General features: G+C 68.0%; 17 protein-coding genes and 1 pseudogene. 7 read left to right on the top strand and 11 right to left on the bottom strand.

Annotation, left to right across the window (positions count from 1 at the left end; all coding sequences use genetic code 11):
* Positions 1-4: 4 nt before the first annotated feature.
* Positions 5-637 (bottom strand): PaaI family thioesterase, encoded by a 633-nt coding sequence (locus ABDC78_RS02805; RefSeq protein WP_178361245.1) that lies wholly within the window; start codon positions 635-637, stop codon positions 5-7.
* Positions 634-1,929, bottom strand: a complete 1,296-nt coding sequence (locus ABDC78_RS02800; RefSeq protein WP_178361244.1) for an adenylosuccinate synthase — start codon at positions 1,927-1,929, stop codon at positions 634-636. The genes ABDC78_RS02805 and ABDC78_RS02800 overlap by 4 nt, the downstream gene beginning before the upstream one ends.
* A gap of 102 nt (positions 1,930-2,031) precedes the next feature.
* On the opposite strand from ABDC78_RS02800, the gene ABDC78_RS02795 reads away from it, so the two are divergent.
* Positions 2,032-2,634 carry a peptidase M50 gene (locus tag ABDC78_RS02795; RefSeq protein WP_178361243.1) on the top strand — a complete coding sequence of 201 codons (603 nt, stop codon included), beginning with the start codon at positions 2,032-2,034 and terminating at the stop codon, positions 2,632-2,634.
* A 19-nt stretch (positions 2,635-2,653) separates the two neighbouring features.
* On the top strand, positions 2,654-3,433 hold the full coding sequence (locus ABDC78_RS02790; protein ID WP_178361242.1) for a site-2 protease family protein: 780 nt from the start codon (positions 2,654-2,656) through the stop codon (positions 3,431-3,433).
* Here ABDC78_RS02790 and ABDC78_RS02785 read toward each other — a convergent pair.
* Positions 3,400-4,581 carry a polysaccharide pyruvyl transferase family protein gene (locus ABDC78_RS02785; protein ID WP_178361241.1) on the bottom strand — a complete coding sequence of 394 codons (1,182 nt, stop codon included), beginning with the start codon at positions 4,579-4,581 and terminating at the stop codon, positions 3,400-3,402. The two genes, ABDC78_RS02790 and ABDC78_RS02785, sit on opposite strands and share 34 nt — an antisense overlap.
* Positions 4,582-4,663: 82 nt before the next feature.
* On the opposite strand from ABDC78_RS02785, the gene ABDC78_RS02780 reads away from it, so the two are divergent.
* Positions 4,664-5,557: a cation diffusion facilitator family transporter gene (locus ABDC78_RS02780; RefSeq protein WP_178361240.1), complete on the top strand. Its 894-nt coding sequence runs from the start codon at positions 4,664-4,666 to the stop codon at positions 5,555-5,557.
* Positions 5,558-5,569: 12 nt separating this feature from the next.
* Here the strand turns inward: ABDC78_RS02780 and ABDC78_RS02775 are convergent, their stop codons facing one another.
* Positions 5,570-5,986 (bottom strand): DUF3151 domain-containing protein, encoded by a 417-nt coding sequence (locus ABDC78_RS02775; protein ID WP_178361239.1) that lies wholly within the window; start codon positions 5,984-5,986, stop codon positions 5,570-5,572.
* Between the two features lie 102 nt (positions 5,987-6,088).
* Here ABDC78_RS02775 and ABDC78_RS02770 point away from each other — a divergent pair, with 102 nt between their 5' ends.
* Complete coding sequence (locus ABDC78_RS02770; RefSeq protein ID WP_178361238.1) at positions 6,089-6,940, top strand: DUF4878 domain-containing protein; 852 nt, start codon at positions 6,089-6,091, stop codon at positions 6,938-6,940.
* A 98-nt stretch (positions 6,941-7,038) separates the two neighbouring features.
* On the opposite strand, the gene fbaA is transcribed toward ABDC78_RS02770, so the two are convergent.
* Both fbaA and ABDC78_RS02760 read right to left on the bottom strand, forming a co-directional pair.
* Complete coding sequence (gene fbaA, locus ABDC78_RS02765; RefSeq protein WP_178361237.1) at positions 7,039-8,073, bottom strand: class II fructose-bisphosphate aldolase; 1,035 nt, start codon at positions 8,071-8,073, stop codon at positions 7,039-7,041.
* A 57-nt stretch (positions 8,074-8,130) separates the two neighbouring features.
* Positions 8,131-9,156, bottom strand: coding sequence for an alcohol dehydrogenase catalytic domain-containing protein (locus ABDC78_RS02760; RefSeq protein ID WP_178361236.1), 1,026 nt, complete (start codon positions 9,154-9,156; stop codon positions 8,131-8,133).
* Positions 9,157-9,290: 134 nt separating this feature from the next.
* Between ABDC78_RS02760 and ABDC78_RS02755 the strand changes: the two genes are divergently transcribed.
* Positions 9,291-9,974, top strand: coding sequence for a VTT domain-containing protein (locus ABDC78_RS02755; protein WP_178361504.1), 684 nt, complete (start codon positions 9,291-9,293; stop codon positions 9,972-9,974).
* 10 nt (positions 9,975-9,984) lie between these two features.
* On the opposite strand, the gene nhaA is transcribed toward ABDC78_RS02755, so the two are convergent.
* Complete coding sequence (gene nhaA / locus ABDC78_RS02750) at positions 9,985-11,835, bottom strand: Na+/H+ antiporter NhaA (RefSeq protein ID WP_178361235.1); 1,851 nt, start codon at positions 11,833-11,835, stop codon at positions 9,985-9,987.
* Positions 11,832-12,959, bottom strand: coding sequence for a glycoside hydrolase family 76 protein (locus ABDC78_RS02745; RefSeq protein ID WP_178361234.1), 1,128 nt, complete (start codon positions 12,957-12,959; stop codon positions 11,832-11,834). Before ABDC78_RS02745 ends, nhaA begins: the two co-directional genes overlap by 4 nt.
* A 73-nt stretch (positions 12,960-13,032) precedes the next feature.
* Here ABDC78_RS02745 and ABDC78_RS02740 point away from each other — a divergent pair, with 73 nt between their 5' ends.
* Together ABDC78_RS02740 and ABDC78_RS02735 are read left to right on the top strand one after the other, a co-directional pair.
* The gene (locus tag ABDC78_RS02740; protein WP_178361233.1) at positions 13,033-13,575 is read left to right on the top strand and encodes a TetR/AcrR family transcriptional regulator; all 543 of its coding nucleotides are present in this window, start codon (positions 13,033-13,035) and stop codon (positions 13,573-13,575) included.
* Positions 13,572-15,200, top strand: a pseudogene (locus ABDC78_RS02735) (MFS transporter); the annotation flags it as partial. The gene ABDC78_RS02740 and the pseudogene ABDC78_RS02735, both read left to right, overlap by 4 nt.
* Here ABDC78_RS02735 and ABDC78_RS02730 read toward each other — a convergent pair.
* From ABDC78_RS02730 to ABDC78_RS02720, 3 genes are read right to left on the bottom strand one after another with little or no spacing between them, the layout of a single operon-like run.
* Positions 15,090-15,752, bottom strand: a complete 663-nt coding sequence (locus tag ABDC78_RS02730; RefSeq protein ID WP_218621305.1) for an RNA methyltransferase — start codon at positions 15,750-15,752, stop codon at positions 15,090-15,092. The pseudogene ABDC78_RS02735 and the gene ABDC78_RS02730 sit on opposite strands and share 111 nt — an antisense overlap.
* Entirely contained in the window at positions 15,749-16,648 is a 900-nt protein-coding gene (locus tag ABDC78_RS02725; RefSeq protein WP_178361231.1) for a hypothetical protein, read from the bottom strand. Before ABDC78_RS02725 ends, ABDC78_RS02730 begins: the two co-directional genes overlap by 4 nt.
* Before the next feature lie 6 nt (positions 16,649-16,654).
* A complete protein-coding gene (locus tag ABDC78_RS02720; RefSeq protein WP_178361230.1) occupies positions 16,655-17,431 on the bottom strand; it encodes an SDR family oxidoreductase in 777 nt (258 codons plus the stop codon).
* Positions 17,432-17,438: the final 7 nt, after the last annotated feature.

The raw sequence follows: 17,438 nt of genomic DNA, 5'->3' as shown, positions 1-17,438 counted from the left end.
AGTCCTAGGGCTGACCGGGAAGGAGTCGGATCATCAGTCCGTTGGCCTCCGCCAGCAGCGTGCCACCGGGGTCACGCAGTTCGGCGTTGACGAAGGCCTTGCGGCCCTCGGCCTCGCGGACCCATCCCCGTGCGGTCAGCACCGTGTCGATCGGGGTGACGTTGCGATAGTCGACGTGCAGGAAGGCGGTGCGGCTGATCGGGCGCCCCGCGGCGTGGATCACCATGCCGAACACCGAGTCGAACAGCAGGGGCAGCACTCCGCCGTGCACGGCCGAGTTGCCGCCGACCGAGAACCGACTGAACGTCACCTCCAGCTCGACCCCGTCCGGCGCGAACCTGATCGCCCGGTACGGCGGCATCAGCAGGCTGCCGGCACCGGGGAGTTTCGGAACCCGGTTCGCCGGGCCGACGCCCTCGCCCGCCTCGAACGGCTCCAACAGCGAGACCAGTTTCTCGGCGGTGTCGGCGGCCTGCTCCCAGGTGTCGGCGTCGGGGTCGGCCGACACCGCCAGATCCTGCGCCCGGCGCATCGCGGTCAGGAATCGGCCGAACCCGGGGCCGGGCTCGACTGCCTCGAAGTTCGGGAACCCGCCGTGCCGGTCGTATTCGGGATCGACCGCCCTCGGGTCGGTCACCTAGCGGCCAGGATGTCGCGCCGCACGATCGTCTGATCCCGGCCGGGCCCCACGCCGATACATGACACATGTGCTCCGGCAAGCTCTTCGAGGCGAAGCACGTAGTCGCGCGCCTTGGCGGGCAGATCGTCGAACTCACGCGCCGCGGAGATGTCCTCCCACCAGCCGGGCATCTCCTCGTAGATCGGCTGGGCGCGGGCGATGTCGCTCTGGGTCATCGGCATCTCGTCGGTGCGCTTGCCGTCGACGGTGTAACCGACGCAGATCGGCACGGTCTCGAGGCTGGACAGCACGTCGAGCTTGGTGAGGAAGTAGTCGGTGATGCCGTTGACACGTGTCGCATAGCGGGCGATCACCGCATCGAACCAGCCGCAGCGACGCCGCCTACCCGTCGTCACGCCGATCTCGCCACCGGTCTTGGCCAGGTACTCCCCGTACTCGTCGAACAGCTCGGTGGGGAACGGTCCGGAGCCGACACGCGTCGTGTACGCCTTGAGGATCCCGAGCACCGTGGTGATCCGGGTGGGCCCGATGCCGGACCCCACCGATGCCCCACCCGCAGTCGGATTCGACGATGTGACAAAGGGATACGTGCCGTGGTCGACGTCGAGCAGCGTGCCCTGCGACCCTTCCAGCAGCACTGTCTCACCCTGCTCGAGCGCGGCGTTGAGCAGCAGCCGGGTATCGGCGATGCGATGCGCGAACCCCTCCGCCTGCGCCAGCAGCGCGTCGACCACCTCCGCGGGATCGAGTGCCTTTCGGTTGTAGATCTTGACCAGCACCTGGTTCTTGAAATCCAGTGCGCCCTCGATCTTCTCAGCCAGCAGCTTCGGGTCGAGCACATCGGCGACGCGGATCCCGATACGTGCGATCTTGTCCTGGTAGCACGGCCCGATTCCGCGGCCGGTGGTGCCGATCTTCTTGCTCCCCGCATACCGCTCGACGACCTTGTCGATCGCCACGTGGTAGGGCATCAGCAGGTGGGCGTCGGCGGAGATCAGCAGCTGCCCGGTGTCCACGCCGCGCGCCTCGAGGCCCTGCAGCTCGGTGAGCAGCACACCGGGGTCGACGACCACGCCGTTGCCGATGACGTTGGTGACGCCGGGGGTCAGGATGCCCGACGGGATCAGGTGGAGTGCGAAGTTCTCCCCCGACGGCAACACCACCGTGTGACCGGCGTTGTTACCCCCCTGGTAACGAACAACCCACTGGACACGGCCACCGAGAAGATCGGTGGCTTTACCTTTGCCCTCGTCACCCCACTGGGCGCCGATGAGGACGATTGCCGGCATGGCGTAATCTCCCGCTGTCTCCCGCTCGTACTGCGCTCAATTACTCCGCAGCCGGTGAGCCACCTTATCCGACCTGATCGAGGCCCGTTTACAAGGAGTGGATTGGACGACACGCACGTTGCGGTTCTGCTCCTCGGCGGCCGTCGGATTCCCTGGACCCTGCGGGGGCTGCCGGTGCTCGACGCCGGCGCCGATCTCGAGCCGATACCCGCCTGTCGACGCCTCGTCGTGGTCGGCTCCCATGCCGATCTGGCGACGGTGCTGACCCGGCTGCTGCGCGCCGATCGGCTCGACATCGAGGTCGCCCACGTGCGAAAACGGTGGCAGGGGCGGCGTGCCCGTACCGGCACCGCCACCCGGATTCCCCTGATCCGTGACGAGACCGGCACCGTCGTCGCCCAGCGGGCCGACTGGCTGCCTCAGCAGGGCGAACGCGTCATTCTCGGTGAAGCGGTGGTGGATGACGTGGTGCTGTTCGACGGGGAGGTCGCCGGTGTGCGGATAGAGCCGACGACGGCGTTGCCGGGGCTTCGTGCCCGCGTCCTGGCCCGACGGTGGCCGCGGCGCTGGGTTACGGGTCGGGCCGCACAACTGGGCACGTCGGGCGCGTTGGTCGTTCGGGACGGCAACCCGGCGCCGCGACCGGCCCGGCGCTCCACGTTCTACCGTCATACCGAGGGCTGGCTCCGGGTCGACGGGCGGTAACCCCAGGTAGCGTGGTGCGGTGAGCATTCGGCCACTGCACCGGCCGGTGCGTCCCAGCCCGATCTTCCTGGCCATCGTCGCGCTCACCGCGGCCGGCGGCACGGTGGCGTGGCTCTCCGCGCAGCAGATCCGGCCATTGGCCTACGTCGGGGTGTTCGTCTTCGTCATCTTCGGCTGGCTGGTCTCGCTGTGTCTGCACGAGTTCGGGCACGCCTACACGGCCTGGCGGTTCGGCGACCGGGACGTGGCCGTGCGCGGCTACCTGACCCTCAACCCGCTGAAGTACTCCCATCCGCTGCTGTCCCTCGGATTGCCGGTGCTGTTCATCGCGCTGGGCGGTATCGGTCTGCCCGGCGGGGCGGTCTACGTGCAGACGGCGTTCATGAGCAAGCGGCAGAAGACGCTGGTCAGCCTCGCGGGACCCGCGGTCAACCTGGTGTTCGCGGTGGTGCTGCTGACGCTGATCCGGGTGCTGTACGACCCCGCCCACTCGGTCTTCTGGGCAGGCATGGCGTTTCTGGCCTTCCTGCAGATCACCGCGCTGCTGCTGAACATGCTGCCGATCCCCGGCCTCGACGGGTACGGGGCACTGGAGCCGCACCTGAGCGCCGAGACGCAGCGTGCGCTGCAACCCGCCAAGCAGTGGGGGTTCTTCCTGCTGCTCCTGCTGCTGCTCGCGCCGGGACTCAATCAGTGGTTCTTCTCGGCGATGTACTGGCTGTTCGATCTGTCCGGAGTGTCCAGCGCGCTGTCTGCCGTGGGTGGTCAGCTGACGAGGTTCTGGTCGGCCTGGTTCTGAGCGGACCCGCCGTAGATGGTGTCGGCGACGCCGCGTTTCTGCTGTCGCAGTCGTTGCACCGTCCCCGGCCCGAAGCCGCCGCCGGTCGGCCGTTCCGGCACCTTCTCCAGGTCCTCCATCAGCGACCATCCCGACCCGAGCTCGATCAACGACCGGTGTTTGGTGGCGTAGTAGTCCGGGCTGATCGAGACGGCCACCCCCGACGCGCCTGCGGCCGCGGCGGCCATGTGGGGGTGGAACCGGGTGGAGATCCAAATCTGCTCGGCCGACACCGGAAGACCACGGGTCCAGACGTCGACGAACGGGTAGAACCGCGCGCCGGGTAGCTCATGCTCGATGAGCGCATACACCTCGCGGTCGACCCTGGGGATGCCCTCCACGACACACACCTTGTCGCCGCGGACCTGCCAACGACGCAACATCGACAGCACAGCACCGGCCACGGCCGCAGTCCCGGCATCGTTCATGTCGGACTGCAGGCACACCATCACCTCCGGGGCAGGCGCATCCGGCCACATGTCCTGTGGCCGGGAGATCCGGTGGCGCCCGAGGTCGAGGAACGCGTCGTCCACCCCCACGTCGGTGCCGAGTACGTCGGCAGACTGGGTGTCCCGAACATCCACCACGTCGAACCGGTCTGCCAGCGCACACAGCAGCGGGTCGGCTCCGACAGGCTGCGGGGTCAGCCCCTGCCCCGACATCGCCGACCTGGCCCCCGAGAGCCGGGCAGCGGCAACGGCCCCCGCCAGCAGCCCGACGTGCTGCGGCCAGAGGGCGTTGATGTACCCGCCGCCGACGACGTGCACCACGTCGAGTCGGGCCAGCGCCGCGATGCCCTGGTGCCAGCGGGGTGCCATACCCGGATTGGTGATGGCGTGCTGCACCCACGATGCGACCTCCCACGGATCATCGGAGTTGGCCTCCCAGCACAGCCGCCACAGCGTGTCGGTGAAACGGACCCGCGGGTGAGATTCCCCGAAGAGCATCTGGCACGGGCCGGGCGAATGGGTGTCGACCCAGACCTCGGCGTCCGGCGCGACGTCGCGCAGGTGCCGCAACCAGCCGTCGAGGATCAGCTCGTCACCGAAGTTCGGGAAGCCGGCGGTAGCAATCAGGTAGTACACAGGAGATTCCCAGTTTTCCGGCATCACGCGATGGTACTGACCCTCTGCCGGCGCCGCGGCCCCAGCAGACTTGCCACATATGCGCTTCTCTGCATATATTCGCCCCATGGGTGCGGGACACGATCACAGTCATGCGGATACCCGCGTGTCCCGGATGCTCATCGCCGCGGCCATCCTGTCGGTCTTCTTCATCGTCGAGCTGACAACCGCACTGACCATCAACTCGATCGCGCTGCTGGCCGACGCGGGCCACATGCTGACCGACCTGGTGGCGATGTTCATGGGCCTGACCGCGGTGCTGCTGGCACGACGCGGCAGTTCCTCCCCCGCTCGCACGTACGGCTGGCACCGCGCCGAGGTGTTCACCGCGGTCGCCAACGCGGCCCTGCTGCTCGGAATGGCCAGCTTCATCCTCTACGAGGCGTTCCACCGGCTCGGCGACGCGCCCGAGATCCCCGGAGTCCCGCTGATCGTCGTCGCGCTGGCCGGATTGCTGGCCAACGCCGCCGTGGTACTGCTCCTGCGGTCCCACGCCAAGGACAGCCTCGCGGTCAAGGGCGCCTACATGGAGGTGATGGCCGACACCGTCGGAAGCATCGGCGTGCTGATCGCCGGCATCGTCACCCTGACAACGGCCTGGCCGTACGCCGACGTCGTCGTCGCCGTGTTCGTCGCGCTGTGGGTGCTGCCCCGCGCCTTCTCCCTCGCGCGGGCCGCCCTGCGCATCCTGTCCGAGTCCTCACCCAGCCACATCGACGTCGACGAGCTGCGTACGGCGCTCTGCGCGGTCGAAGGAGTCAGCGAGGTCCACGATCTGCACGTGTGGACGCTGGTGCCGGGCAAGGACATGGTCACCGCACACCTGACAAGCCAGCGGGACTCCGCGCTGGTGCTCGACGACGCCCGGGCCGTGCTGACCGCGCGCGGCCTCGACCACTCCACGGTCCAGGTCGAGCCACCCGATACGGCCGCCGACTGCGAGTGCGAGAGCAGCAAGTAGTAACCGGCCGGGTCAGGACAGCCCGAGCTCCACGCGGGCCGCGGGGTCACAATCGTCGAGCAGGTCCAAACAGCGTTGGTACTCGGGCTCCTCGCCGATCGCGTCGGCGGCGCGGGCCAGTGCGGCCACGCACCGCAGGAAGCCGCGATTGGGTTCGTGGCGATAGGGCACCGGGCCGAAACCCTTCCAGCCGTTGCGGCGCAACTGGTCGAGGCCACGGTGGTATCCGGTGCGCGCATAGGCGTATGCGGTGATCGCCTTGTCGGCGGCGAGCGCCTCCTCGGCGAGCAACGCCCATGCGATCGAGGCCGTCGGATGCGCCGCGGCCACGATGGCCGGGTTCTCCGCGGCGTCCAATTCCGCCTCGGCGGCGGGATCACCGGGCAGCAATACAGGTTCCGGTCCGAGGAGATCGCCCATCCGAGTCATGGACCCATTGTGCAGTGCGGCCGTGGGCACTCGTCACCGCGCATGGATAAGCTTCGCCCGTAGCTTCTGTCCGGTGTAGGACCAGGGAGGATTTCAGCAGGGATGTCGAACCCCACAGGGCCTGACCGACCCGAGGACGCCGACGAGTCGGCGAAGCCCGTCGACGACGAGTCGGCGAAGCCCGTCGACGACGAGTCGCAGGCGGCCGGCGCGGACGCCGAGACCGAGATCCTGCCCGAGTCGGAACACGAGCACGAACCCGCGACCGAGGTGATGGCGCCCGCCGACCCGCACGCCGAGGCACCGCCCGAGCAACCCGCCGAAAGGCGGTTCACCGCGCCGTCCGGGTTCGACGCGGGTTCCACCCAGATCATCAATCGGCCCCCCGACCCGGCGACTGAGGTGTTCTCGGCGACCGACAGCGGTCAGACCGAGGAATTCGCTGCGCAGAAACCCGTCATCCCCCAGATGATCCCGCCGCGCGGGGAGGCCCCGAAACCGCCCAAGAAGCGTCGCAGCTGGGGCTGGGTCGCGGCCATCGTCCTGATCATCGCGGCGCTGGCGGCCATCGCGATCCTCGGCACGATCCTGCTCACCCGGACGTCCACACCGGCGGTGTCCCAGGAGGACATGGTCCGTTCCACGATCGAGGACTTCGACATCGCGGTGCAGAACGGCGACCTGTCCACGCTGCGCAGCATCACGTGCGGAACCACCCGTGACAGCTATGTCCGCTACAACGAGAAGACGTGGACGGACACGCACGCGCGGGTGGCCGCAGCCAAGCAGTACCCCGTGGTCGCCAGCATCGACGAGGTGGTGGTCAACGGCGACCACGCCGAAGCCAACGTCACCACATTCATGGCGTACGCACCACAGACCCGCTCGACGCGCAGCTTCGATCTGGAGTTCCGCGACGACCAGTGGAAGATCTGTCAGGCGCCTGCCAGCTAAGAGTTACCGGCGCCGAGTCCCCGACGCGTCCACGTTTTGCAGACGATTACTCGCACTTTCCCTGCAGAACGTGGATCTCTCAGCCGCACACCTGTCAGCTAGGCGGTGACGCTCCGGCCCGCGCTGTGCAGGTCGTTGCAGGCCTCCACGACACGCTCCGCCATTCCGGCTTCGGCCTTCTTGAAGTAGCTGCGCGGGTCGTAGACCTTCTTGTTGCCGACCTCGCCGTCGATCTTGAGCACGCCGTCGTAGTTGGCGAACATGTGCCCGACGATCGGCCGGGTGAACGCGTACTGGGTGTCGGTGTCGACGTTCATCTTGACCACGCCGTACTTCAGCGAATCCTCGATCTCGGACTTCAGCGAACCGGACCCTCCGTGGAACACGAAGTCGAACGGCTGGGAACCCTCCGGCAACCCGAGCTTGGCGGAGGCGACCTTCTGACCTTCGGCCAGCACCTCCGGCCGGAGCTTCACATTGCCGGGCTTGTAGACACCGTGCACGTTGCCGAACGTGGCGGCCAGCAGGTATTTGCCGTGCTCACCGGCCCCGAGCGCCTCGATGGTCTGTTCGAAGTCCTCGGCGGTGGTGTAGAGCTTGTCGTTGATCTCGGCCTCGACGCCGTCCTCTTCGCCGCCCACCACGCCGATCTCGATCTCGAGGATGATCTTCGCCGCGGCCGCCTGCTTGAGGAGCTCCTGGGCGATCGAGAGGTTCTCGTCGATCGGCACGGCCGAGCCGTCCCACATGTGCGACTGGAACAGCGGGTTCTGCCCCTTGGCGACCCGTGCGGCCGAGACCGCCAGCAGCGGCCGGACGTAGGTGTCGAGCTTGTCCTTCGGGCAGTGGTCGGTGTGCAGCGCGACGGTGATCGGGTACCTGTCGGCGATCACATGGGCGAACTCGGCCAGCGCGACCGCGCCGGTGACCATGTCCTTGACGCCGAGTCCGGACGCGAATTCCGCACCGCCGGTGGAGAACTGGATGATGCCGTCGGAGCCGGCATCCGCGAACCCCTTGATGGCGGCGTTCACGCTCTCCGAGCCGACACAGTTGATGGCCGGGAAAGCGAAGGAGTGCTCCTTGGCACGGCCCAGCATCTCGGCGTAGACCTCGGGCGTGGCGATGGGCATAACTGTTCCTCTCGGCTGGCCTGGCTGTACCGGCAGTATCTCAAGAACGATTCAACATCACACGGTCAGCACCATGCGGTAGCGCGCGCTCCCGGAGTCCATCGCGGCATAGGCCTCGGCGGCTTGCGCCAGCGGCCGCTCCTCGACGAGTGCCCGAACGCCGGACAGCAGCGCGAAGTGCAGCGTCTCCTCGACGTCGCGCGACGTGCCCGACGGGTGACCGGTCACCGACAGCCCGGAGTTGATCAGGTCCAGCGGGCTGATCGGCAGATTCTCGGGGGTGACCCCGACGGCGACCAGTTCTCCGGCGGGACCCAGGCCACCGACTGTCGCGGCCATCGCCGCGGCGTTGTTCGCGGTGGCCAGCACGACGGCGGCGCCGCCCAGCTTCTGCAGCTCTGCGGCGACATCCTGCGCGGTCGAGTCGATGTAGTGGTGCGCTCCCAGTTGCGTGGCCTCCTCGGCCTTGCCGGTTCCCCGGGCGATCGCCACCGTCTCGAATCCCATCGCCCGGGAGAACTGCACGCCGAGGTGGCCCAGCCCGCCGACACCGAGGACCGCGACCAGGTCGCCGGCCTTCGCGCGCGTCTGACGCAGCCCGTTGAACGTCGTCACGCCCGCGCAGCCCATGGGTGCGGCTTCGACGAACGACAAGCCGTCCGGAATCCGCGCCAAGGCGGTGGCGGGCACCGTCACCGATTCGGCGTAGCCGCCCGGGTAGTGCCAGCTCGGCACCTGCAGCCGCTCGCACTGCATGAACGCACCCTTTCGGCAGGGCACGCATCGGTTGCAGTTGCCTCCGAACCACCCGACGGCCACCCGGTCGCCCGCCGTGAAGTCCTCGACCCCTTCCCCGACCTCGGCCACGGTGCCCGCGATCTCGTGTCCCAGCGTGAGCGGCCACTGCAGACCGGGAAAGTGACCGGCGGAGAACTCCCGGTCGGTTCCGCAGACGCCGCAGGCGGCGACGTCGATGCGAACGTGGTCCCGCACGGGCGGGGTGGTCTCCACGTCGACGAGAGTGAGCGGTTCGCCGGCCGCAGCAAGCTGGACGGCGGCGTGGGTGCGGGTGCTATCGGGCATGGAATCGACGATATCCACGACACCGGGCAGAAATGAATACCTGCCAGCGGGAATCTCCGGTGCGCGCGTGATTCGGGCCCCGCGATCACGCGCCGGTATCCTTGGATTCCGTGGTCGTCGACAATCTCGCACTGATGCCCGATTTCCTGGACCCGATCAACCTACTGAGCTACTTCGGCACCTGGGCGCTGATCGGCCTGCTGGTGGTCGTGTTCGTCGAATCCGGGGTGCTGTTCCCGATCCTGCCCGGCGATTCGCTGCTGTTCGTGGCGGGCATGCTCGCAGCCGGGACCGCCGCGGCAGCGCAGGACGGCACCGTCCAGGCGAACTTCGAACTCTGGCAGTTGGTGGTGTTCATCCCGATCGCCGCGGTGCTCGGCGGTCAGGTGGGCTATTGGATCGGGCGCAACGTGGGCACCGCGATGTTCAAGCCCAACGCGCGCTTCCTCAAGCAGAAGTACCTCGACGAGGCTCACCTGTTCTTCGAGCAGCGCGGCCCGTTCGCCATCGTCATCGCGCGCTTCGTGCCGATCGTGCGCACGCTCGCACCGATCACCGCCGGTGCGGCGAAGATGAACTACTACGTGTTCACCCTCTACAACGCCGTCGGCGCCGTGGTGTGGGGTGTCGGTCTGACGCTGCTGGGGTACTGGCTCGGCCGTTTCGAGATCATCCAGAGCCTGCTCGAACCCATCGTCATCGGCATCGTCGTCCTCTCGGTTCTGCCGATGGCCTACGAGTGGTACAAGAGGCGCAAAGCCGCCAAGGCGGCAGGAATCCCGACTCCGCCCATGGAGTCCGGCGAGCCCACGGCCTGACCGGTACGGCTCAGCGCCGCTTCTCCTCCAGCGCGCGGATCAGGCTGGCGGCATCCCACGGCCCCCGGTGCCGGATGCCGTTGACGAACAGCGTCGGCGTCGCGCTGAGGTCCATCTCCTCGGCGTCCTCGACGTCGTCGGTCACCCGGTGCAGCACCTTCGACGCATGCACCCGCACGTCCTGGTCGAACTGCTCGATATTGCATCCCGCGGTGACCGCGTAGCGGTACATGTCGGACCACTCCAGGTCATCCTGGTGATCGAAGAGTTCGTGGGCCATCTCCCAGAATCTGCCCTGCAGCGCCGCGGCTTCGCTGGCCCGCGCTGCGTCGAACGCCCGGGGATGCGCCCGATCCAGCGGGAAGTGCCGCCACACATAACGAAGCTGGTCCCCGAAGTGCGCGCGCACCTCGTCGATGGCCCCGGTCGCGCGGCTACAGAACGGGCACTCGAAGTCGCCGTACTCGACGAGCTCCAGCGGCGCCTCGAGGCCGCCGCGGACATGGTCGCGCTCGGGGTCGACCGGACGAATGAGCTTCAGCCCGACCGGCTCGGGCGGGCTGAGCCAGTCGGTCACCCGGAAGATCGCCCAGCCCAGCGCGAACGCGATGATCGAGGCCGCCAGCACACCGATACGTGCCTGATCCTGCCGGTCGGGTTCGGCGATCGCGATGTCGACGATGAACAGCGAGATGGTGAAGCCGATCCCCGACAGGGCCGCCCCGCCCGCGATGCGGCGCAGCGTCAGCCCCGGCGAAAGCTCCCCGAGTCGGGTGCGGCGCATGAACCAGGTGGCTCCGGTGATGCCGACGAACTTGCCGATCACCAGGCCCGCGACGATGCCCCATGTCAGCGGTGACCGAAGCGCCGTCGACAGGCTCTGACTGTCCAGTCGCACGCCGGCGTTGACCAACGCGAAGAGCGGGAGGATCACGAACCCGACCGTCGGACCGACCGTCGTCTGCAGTCTCTCGTTGATCGAGATCGACTCGCGCAGAGAGCGACTCGCAGCACGGGCGTACTCCGAGTTCGGCGACTGCCGGAAAGCGCGGATCTGGTCGACGGCTTTTTCGACCGGTCGCCGCTCGGGTGTGAACACCGGAATCAGCAGCGCCACCGCCACTCCGGCGAGTGTCGGGTGGATTCCGGCCAAGTACAGCGCGATCCACAGCGCCACCCCCAACACCGCATACGCGGGTCCGCGCGCCACCATCGGCAGGTAACGCACCAACGCCAGCGCGACGATCAGCATCACCGAGACCACCAACGGGCCCACCTGGATGCTGTCCGAGTAGAACAGCGCGATCGCGATCAACGCACCGACATCGTCCACCACCGCGAGGGTCAGCAGGAAGATCCGCACGCGGGCAGGGAATTTGGGCTTGATGATGGCCAGAGCACCGACCAGGAACGCGGTGTCGGTGGAGATCACCACCCCCCAGGCGTGGGCGTTCTCCCCGGACGGATTGAACGCCAGGAACACCAACGCCGGGATCACCAACCCGGCCGCCGCGGCGACCACCGGAACCGCGGCACGCGACCGGTCGGTGAGCTCACCGATGGTGAACTCTCTGGTCACCTCGAGGCCGACAATGAAGAAGAAAAACGCCATCAAGGCGTCGTTGACAAAGTGCTTGACGGTCATCTCGAAGTGGTGCTCGCCGAACGTCAGCCCGAGGTGTGTGTCCAGCAGTGCCGAATAGCTCTGCGCCCAAGGCGAATTCGCCCACAGAATCGCCACGACGGTGGCTGCGAGTAACAGCGCGGCGGCGGTGTTGTCCGTCGTCTTGGTGGCCTTGCTGCCGCGACTGAGGCGCGACGGAAGCAGCGGGAAACCCCGCTGGGTCGTCGGTTCACTCACGTATCGGAGTCTCCATCAGGAACGGTGCCCGCAACGGTGTGGGCGGCTTCCATCAACATCCACCCCGACAGCTGCACCGACAGATCACGCTCCGGAATCTGCGAGGAGTTGACCGCTCCTTCAACGAACTCCGCTTCCTTGGACCCGGCTGTCGGCAGCTCGGCCTCCCGTTCCCAGAACGCGCTGAACAGCGGCAGGTCCTCGGCGGTCTGCCGATGCTCCCACGCGGCCTCTGCCGACGCGAGCACCACCGAACGAGCAGTTTGACAAGCCTTCTCGTCATCGGGACCGCGCCGGGGAAGCGCGGTGGCGACCAGCGCCAGATAGCGCGCCAGAATCCCGTTGAACAGACCCCCGTCACCGCCGCCTGCGCCCTTGATCACACCGTCGGGCGCCATGTGCTCGGCCACGGCTGCCACCAGGCGGTGCACCCGTTCGGCATGTTCGGCGTCCTCGGTGCGCACGGCGAGTTCGGTTTCCAGCCCGAGGATCACCCCCTGGCAGTAGGTGTACTGCGCGCGCACCAGCGACCCGGCTTTGATTCCGTCGAACACCAGGTGGGTCTCCGGATCGATCAGTATCTCGTCGATCCAGTCGGCCATCTGCTGCGCCCGCCGCAACCGGCCCTCGTATCGGGCGAGGAAGATCCCGGCGGGGCCGTTGGCCGGGGCGTTGAAGAACTGATCCTGCTTGCGCCAGGGAATGCCACCGCCGTCCTCCGGCACCCAGGCATTGAGGAACTGCTCGGACAGCGTCTCCAGCGCCTTCGGCCGGCCGACCCCGGTGAGGCGACCGGCACGCTCGAGCGCCAGCGCCAGCCACGCCATGTCGTCGTAGTAATCGTTGACCCAGCGACCGAGATTGCGCAGCCGCTGTCCGCGAATCTGGCGGTTGATCGATTCCAGGCGCTCGGGTCGGGGATCACGAACCTGGGCGTCCACCAGGTTGTCCAGCAGATGCGCCTGCCACCAGTAGTGCCAGGTCCCGAACCGCCGGTGCTGCTGGCCGGCAGGCCAGGCGACGACACCGAGTTGGGTGCCCGGCAGCCCCCACAGCTTCTTGAGGTGGCGCTTCGCGATCGCTGCTTCCGCGCTGGCGGCGCGGTTGGCCCACAACTGATCCATGGGGATGATCCTGCCCTACCGGCCGCCCCGAAGCCATGAGACATATCTGTCTCATTTGAGCTATATTTGTCTGATGTCTTCGACCCGCGACGAGTTGCTGCGCGCCGCGGCCGACTTTCTCGGGCGTCGCCCCAACGCGACCCAGGACGAGATCGCGACGGCCGCCGGCGTCAGCAGGGCGACACTGCACCGGCACTTCGCCGGGCGGCACGCCCTGATGGAGGCGCTCGAGAAACTTGCCGTCGCCGAGATGCGCGAGGTGCTCAGAATCGTCCGGTTGCAGGACGGATCCGCCGTCGAGGCACTGCGTCGCCTGGTGTCGGCCTGCCGACCGGTGTCTCCCTACCTGGCGCTGCTGTACAGCCAGAGTCAGGAACTCGACCTGGACAGCACGATCGAGGCGTGGCGGGAGATCGACGACCAGATCACCTCGCTGTTCGAGCGCGGACAACGCGAGGGCGACTTCCGTCCCGACCTGACCGCCGCATGGCTCACCGAAGCGTTCTACAGCCTCTTCGGCGCGACCGAATGGGCCATCCGCGCCGGCCGCGTGGCCGGCCGCGACTTCGACCGACTCATCACCGACCTACTGCTCAACGGAGTACTCAAATCATGAACCGCCGCTGGTTCGCTCTCGGCATCCTCACCATGGCTGTGTTGCTCATCGGCATCGACGGCACCGTCCTCGCCCTGGCGACCCCCTTCATCAGCGCCGACCTCAACACGACCGGCACCCAGATCCTGTGGATCGGCGACATCTACTCGTTCGTGCTGGCCGCGCTGCTGATCAGCATGGGCAGCCTCGGTGACCGCATCGGCCACAAGAAACTGCTGCTCACCGGCGCAACGGCGTTCGCGATCGTCTCGGCCATCACCGCGTACGCCTCGTCGCCCGAGATGCTGATCGTGGGGCGGGCGCTGCTCGGCATGGCCGGTGCGACGCTCGCCCCTGCCACGCTGGCGCTGATCCGTGGCCTGTTCCCGGATCAGCGGGAGCGCAGCATCGCCGTCGGTGTGTGGGCGTCGGCCTTCTCGGCGGGCGCCGCGCTGGGCCCCGTCGTCGGCGGCGTGCTGCTCGAGCACTTCTGGTGGGGATCGGTCTTCCTGATCAACATCCCGGTCATGCTGGTCCTGCTCGTCGGCGGCATCGTGCTGCTGCCCGAACACCGCAATCCCGAACCCGGCCCGTGGGACCTGCCCAGCGTGGCCCTGTCCATGGTCGGGATGCTCGGTGTCGTCTACGGGATCAAGGAGGGCTTCACCGCCCTGGCACACGGGCTGCGGATCGACGCAGTCCTCGCCGCCGTTGTCGGCGCCGTGGCGCTGACGTTGTTCGTGCGGCGCCAGTTGCGCCTACCGGTCCCGCTGATCGATGTCCGGTTGTTCCGCAACCCGGTGTTCTCCGGCGTGGTTTCGGCCAACCTGCTGTCCGTCCTCGGGCTGTCCGGTCTGGTGTTCTTCCTGTCGCAGTACTTCCAGCTCGTGCACGGTTACGGGCCGCTCAAGGCGGGGCTGGCCGAACTGCCCGCCGCGGTGACGGCGACGGTGTTCGGCGTGCTCGCCGGTGTGGCGGTGCGCTACGTCTCGCACCGCCTGGTGCTCACCACGGGCCTGACACTGGTCGGGGTCGCGATGGCCTCCCTGATGGCGTCGCTGTGGCTGTTCACGCCGATCACGCCGTACCTGCCGCTGGGCATCGCGCTGTTCGTCGTCGGCGTCGGGCTCGGGTTGGCGTTCACCGTCGCCAGCGACGTCATCCTGGCCAGCGTGCCGAAAGAGCGCGCCGGCTCGGCGGCCGCAGTCTCCGAGACCGCGTACGAACTCGGAATGGCGCTGGGCATCGCGACGCTCGGCTCGATCATCACCGCCGTCTACCGGACGGTCGTGATCGCACCGGGCCTGTCCGCTGACGTGGCCGGCGAGGCGCGCGACTCGCTGCCGAGGGCGATCAAGGTGGCCGAGGAGCTACCCGCCGACCAGGCGGACGAACTGCTCGCCGCCGCCAAGTCGGCGTTCACGCACGGGCTGGCGATCGCGTCCGGCGTCGGCGCGGCGCTGCTGCTCACGGCGGCGGTGGCGGTCTGGTTGCTGCTTCGGCCGCGAAAGGATGTCGCCGGCTCAGCGACTGGGTCACCAGGCGCGGTCGAGATCGGCGTGCTGGCGGATCCAGGTGTGCATGGCGATTCCGGCAGCGACCGCCGCGTTGATGCTCCGGGTGGAGCCGAACTGAGCGATCGACACTGTGCGGTGGGCACCCGCCGTCGCCTCGGCGGTGATGCCGGGCCCCTCCTGGCCGAAGATCAGCAGGCAATCGCGCGGCAGACGGGCGTCCTCGATGGGGGAAGCCCCGGGGATGTTGTCGACTGCCACGACGGTCAGCGACGCCGCTGAGGCAAAGGCCAGCAGGTCGGCGGTCGTCTCGTGGTGACGCAGCCGCTGGTACCGGTCGGTGACCATCGCCCCGCGCCGGTTCCAGCGTCGACGGCCGACGATGTGCACCGTGTCGACGGCGAAGGCGTTCGCGGTGCGCACGACCGCGCCGATGTTGGCGTCGTTGCCGAAGTTCTCGATCGCCACATGTAGCGGGTGCCTGCGTTCGTCGATGTCGGCGACGATGGCTTCACGGGTCCAATAGCGGTACGGGTCAACAACATTGCGAGTGTCACCGAGGCGCAGCAACTCCGGGTCGTAGCGGGTGTCGTCGGGCAGCGGCCCCTGCCACGGCCCCACTCCCGGACCGTCGCCCCACTCGGTGGGGCCTGCGGCTTCGGGTTCGGGTCCCGGTTCGGTCATCCTTCGGGATCCGTGGTCCACAGCGCCGCATGCGTTCCCGTCATCGACACCGTCGCGTACAGCAACGCGGCGTTGATCTCGCCCTGGGTGCACAGCGACGCGCCGACCTGCACCGCCTCCCGGGAGGCTTCGGGCAGCACCAGCACCGACGCCCCGTAGACGCTGCACGCGTGACTGAGACCGCGTCCCGGCAGCGTCGGTGCGGCCAGCACCATCATCGGGCCACCGCGTTCTGCCGAATCGTCCCGGTATCGCGCTGCGAGGCCGCTGATCTCGAGACCCAGCAGCATGTAGCCGTTGCCCTCGAACGCCGTGGGATCACCGAGCGCGGTGGGTTCGATCTTCGCCCCGTCGGCATGGAAGGCGTCCACGCTGGTCGTGCGCACGCTCAGGCCCGTGTCGTTCTCGTTGGTGGGCATCACCCCGACCGGGAAAGCCGCCGGGTAGGCGGCGGTGGTGCCGGGCATCCGGTCCTTGGGTGAATACACGTAGACACCCCGGACCTGGGACTGATCGCGCAGCGGCCCCATGCAGACCGTCCCCGTCATCCGGTCCGGGGTCGGAGCCGAGAGCGGTTGGATGTCAAGGCTTGTCACGTCCTCGCAGCCACCGAGACCGGGGGCCTCGAGGGGGTGGGACAGTGCACCGTAGAGGCCGAACCGAACGTCCTCGGGCGCAGCGTGCGGCTCGTTCTCCTGCGATGGTGCCGCCTCGACGTCGACCAGCACATGGTCGGCGTCGAATCTCAGGTTGGCCACCGACATGTTCCAGCCGAGGATCGCCAGTGATTCACCGAGTGAGGCGGTGGCCGTGGAGTAGACGTCGGGACGTTCGGTGGCACCCGAGCACGAGGTGGCCGCCAGAACGATCGCGACCAGGACAGCGACTACCCGCACGGGGCCTCAGGTGCGGTCACGGCCCTTGCCCACTACTTTGGTCAAGGCGCGCACCACATTTCGTGGCACCAGGCGCCCGCCGGTGGTCAGTGCCTTGTACTGCAGTCCCGGGATGATCACGACCTTGCCCTTGGCCACGGCTGCCATCGTCTCGCGGACCACGTCGTCGACCTCGAGCCACAGGAACGACGCGGTGCCTGCCATGTCGATGCCCGCGCGCTCATGAAACTCGGTGTGCACGAATCCCGGGCACAGCGCGTGCACGCCGACACCGGTCCCGGCGAGCCCGTTGGCCAGCCCCTCGGAGAACGAGACGACCCACGCCTTGGAGGCCGAGTAGGTGGAGCCACGCCCCGGCAGCAGGCCGGCGACGCTGGCGACGTTGAGCACCGTGCCCTTACCTGCGGCGAGCATCGGCGGCAGCGCGGCATGGGTGAGCGCCATGATGGCGGTGACGTTGACGTCGAGTTGGCCCTGCAGAACCTCCAGATCAGCGGACCAGAACTCCCCCGCGGTGCCGATTCCTGCGTTGTTCACCAGCACCTCGACGCCGGCCTTCAGGCGCTCGGCGACCGTCTCCCGGTCGGCGGCGACGGCAAGGTCCGCGGGAATGACCTCGACCTGCACACCGGCCTCGTCGCGCAACTCCGCGGCGAGCCGGTTCAGCCGCTCGACATCGCGGGCGACCAGCACCAGGTCGTAGCCGTCGACCGCGTAGCGACGGGCGAATCCCTCACCCAGCCCGGACGTCGGCCCGGTGATCAGAGCGACGGGGCGTGACATGCCCAGA

Origin of the sequence: Mycobacterium sp. DL, from assembly GCF_039729195.1 — a bacterium.
Taxonomy (GTDB): Bacteria; Actinomycetota; Actinomycetes; order Mycobacteriales; family Mycobacteriaceae; genus Mycobacterium; species Mycobacterium hippocampi_A.
The sequence above is the reverse complement of the archived record's forward strand: the minus strand, read 5'-3'. Positions and strand labels throughout refer to the sequence as shown.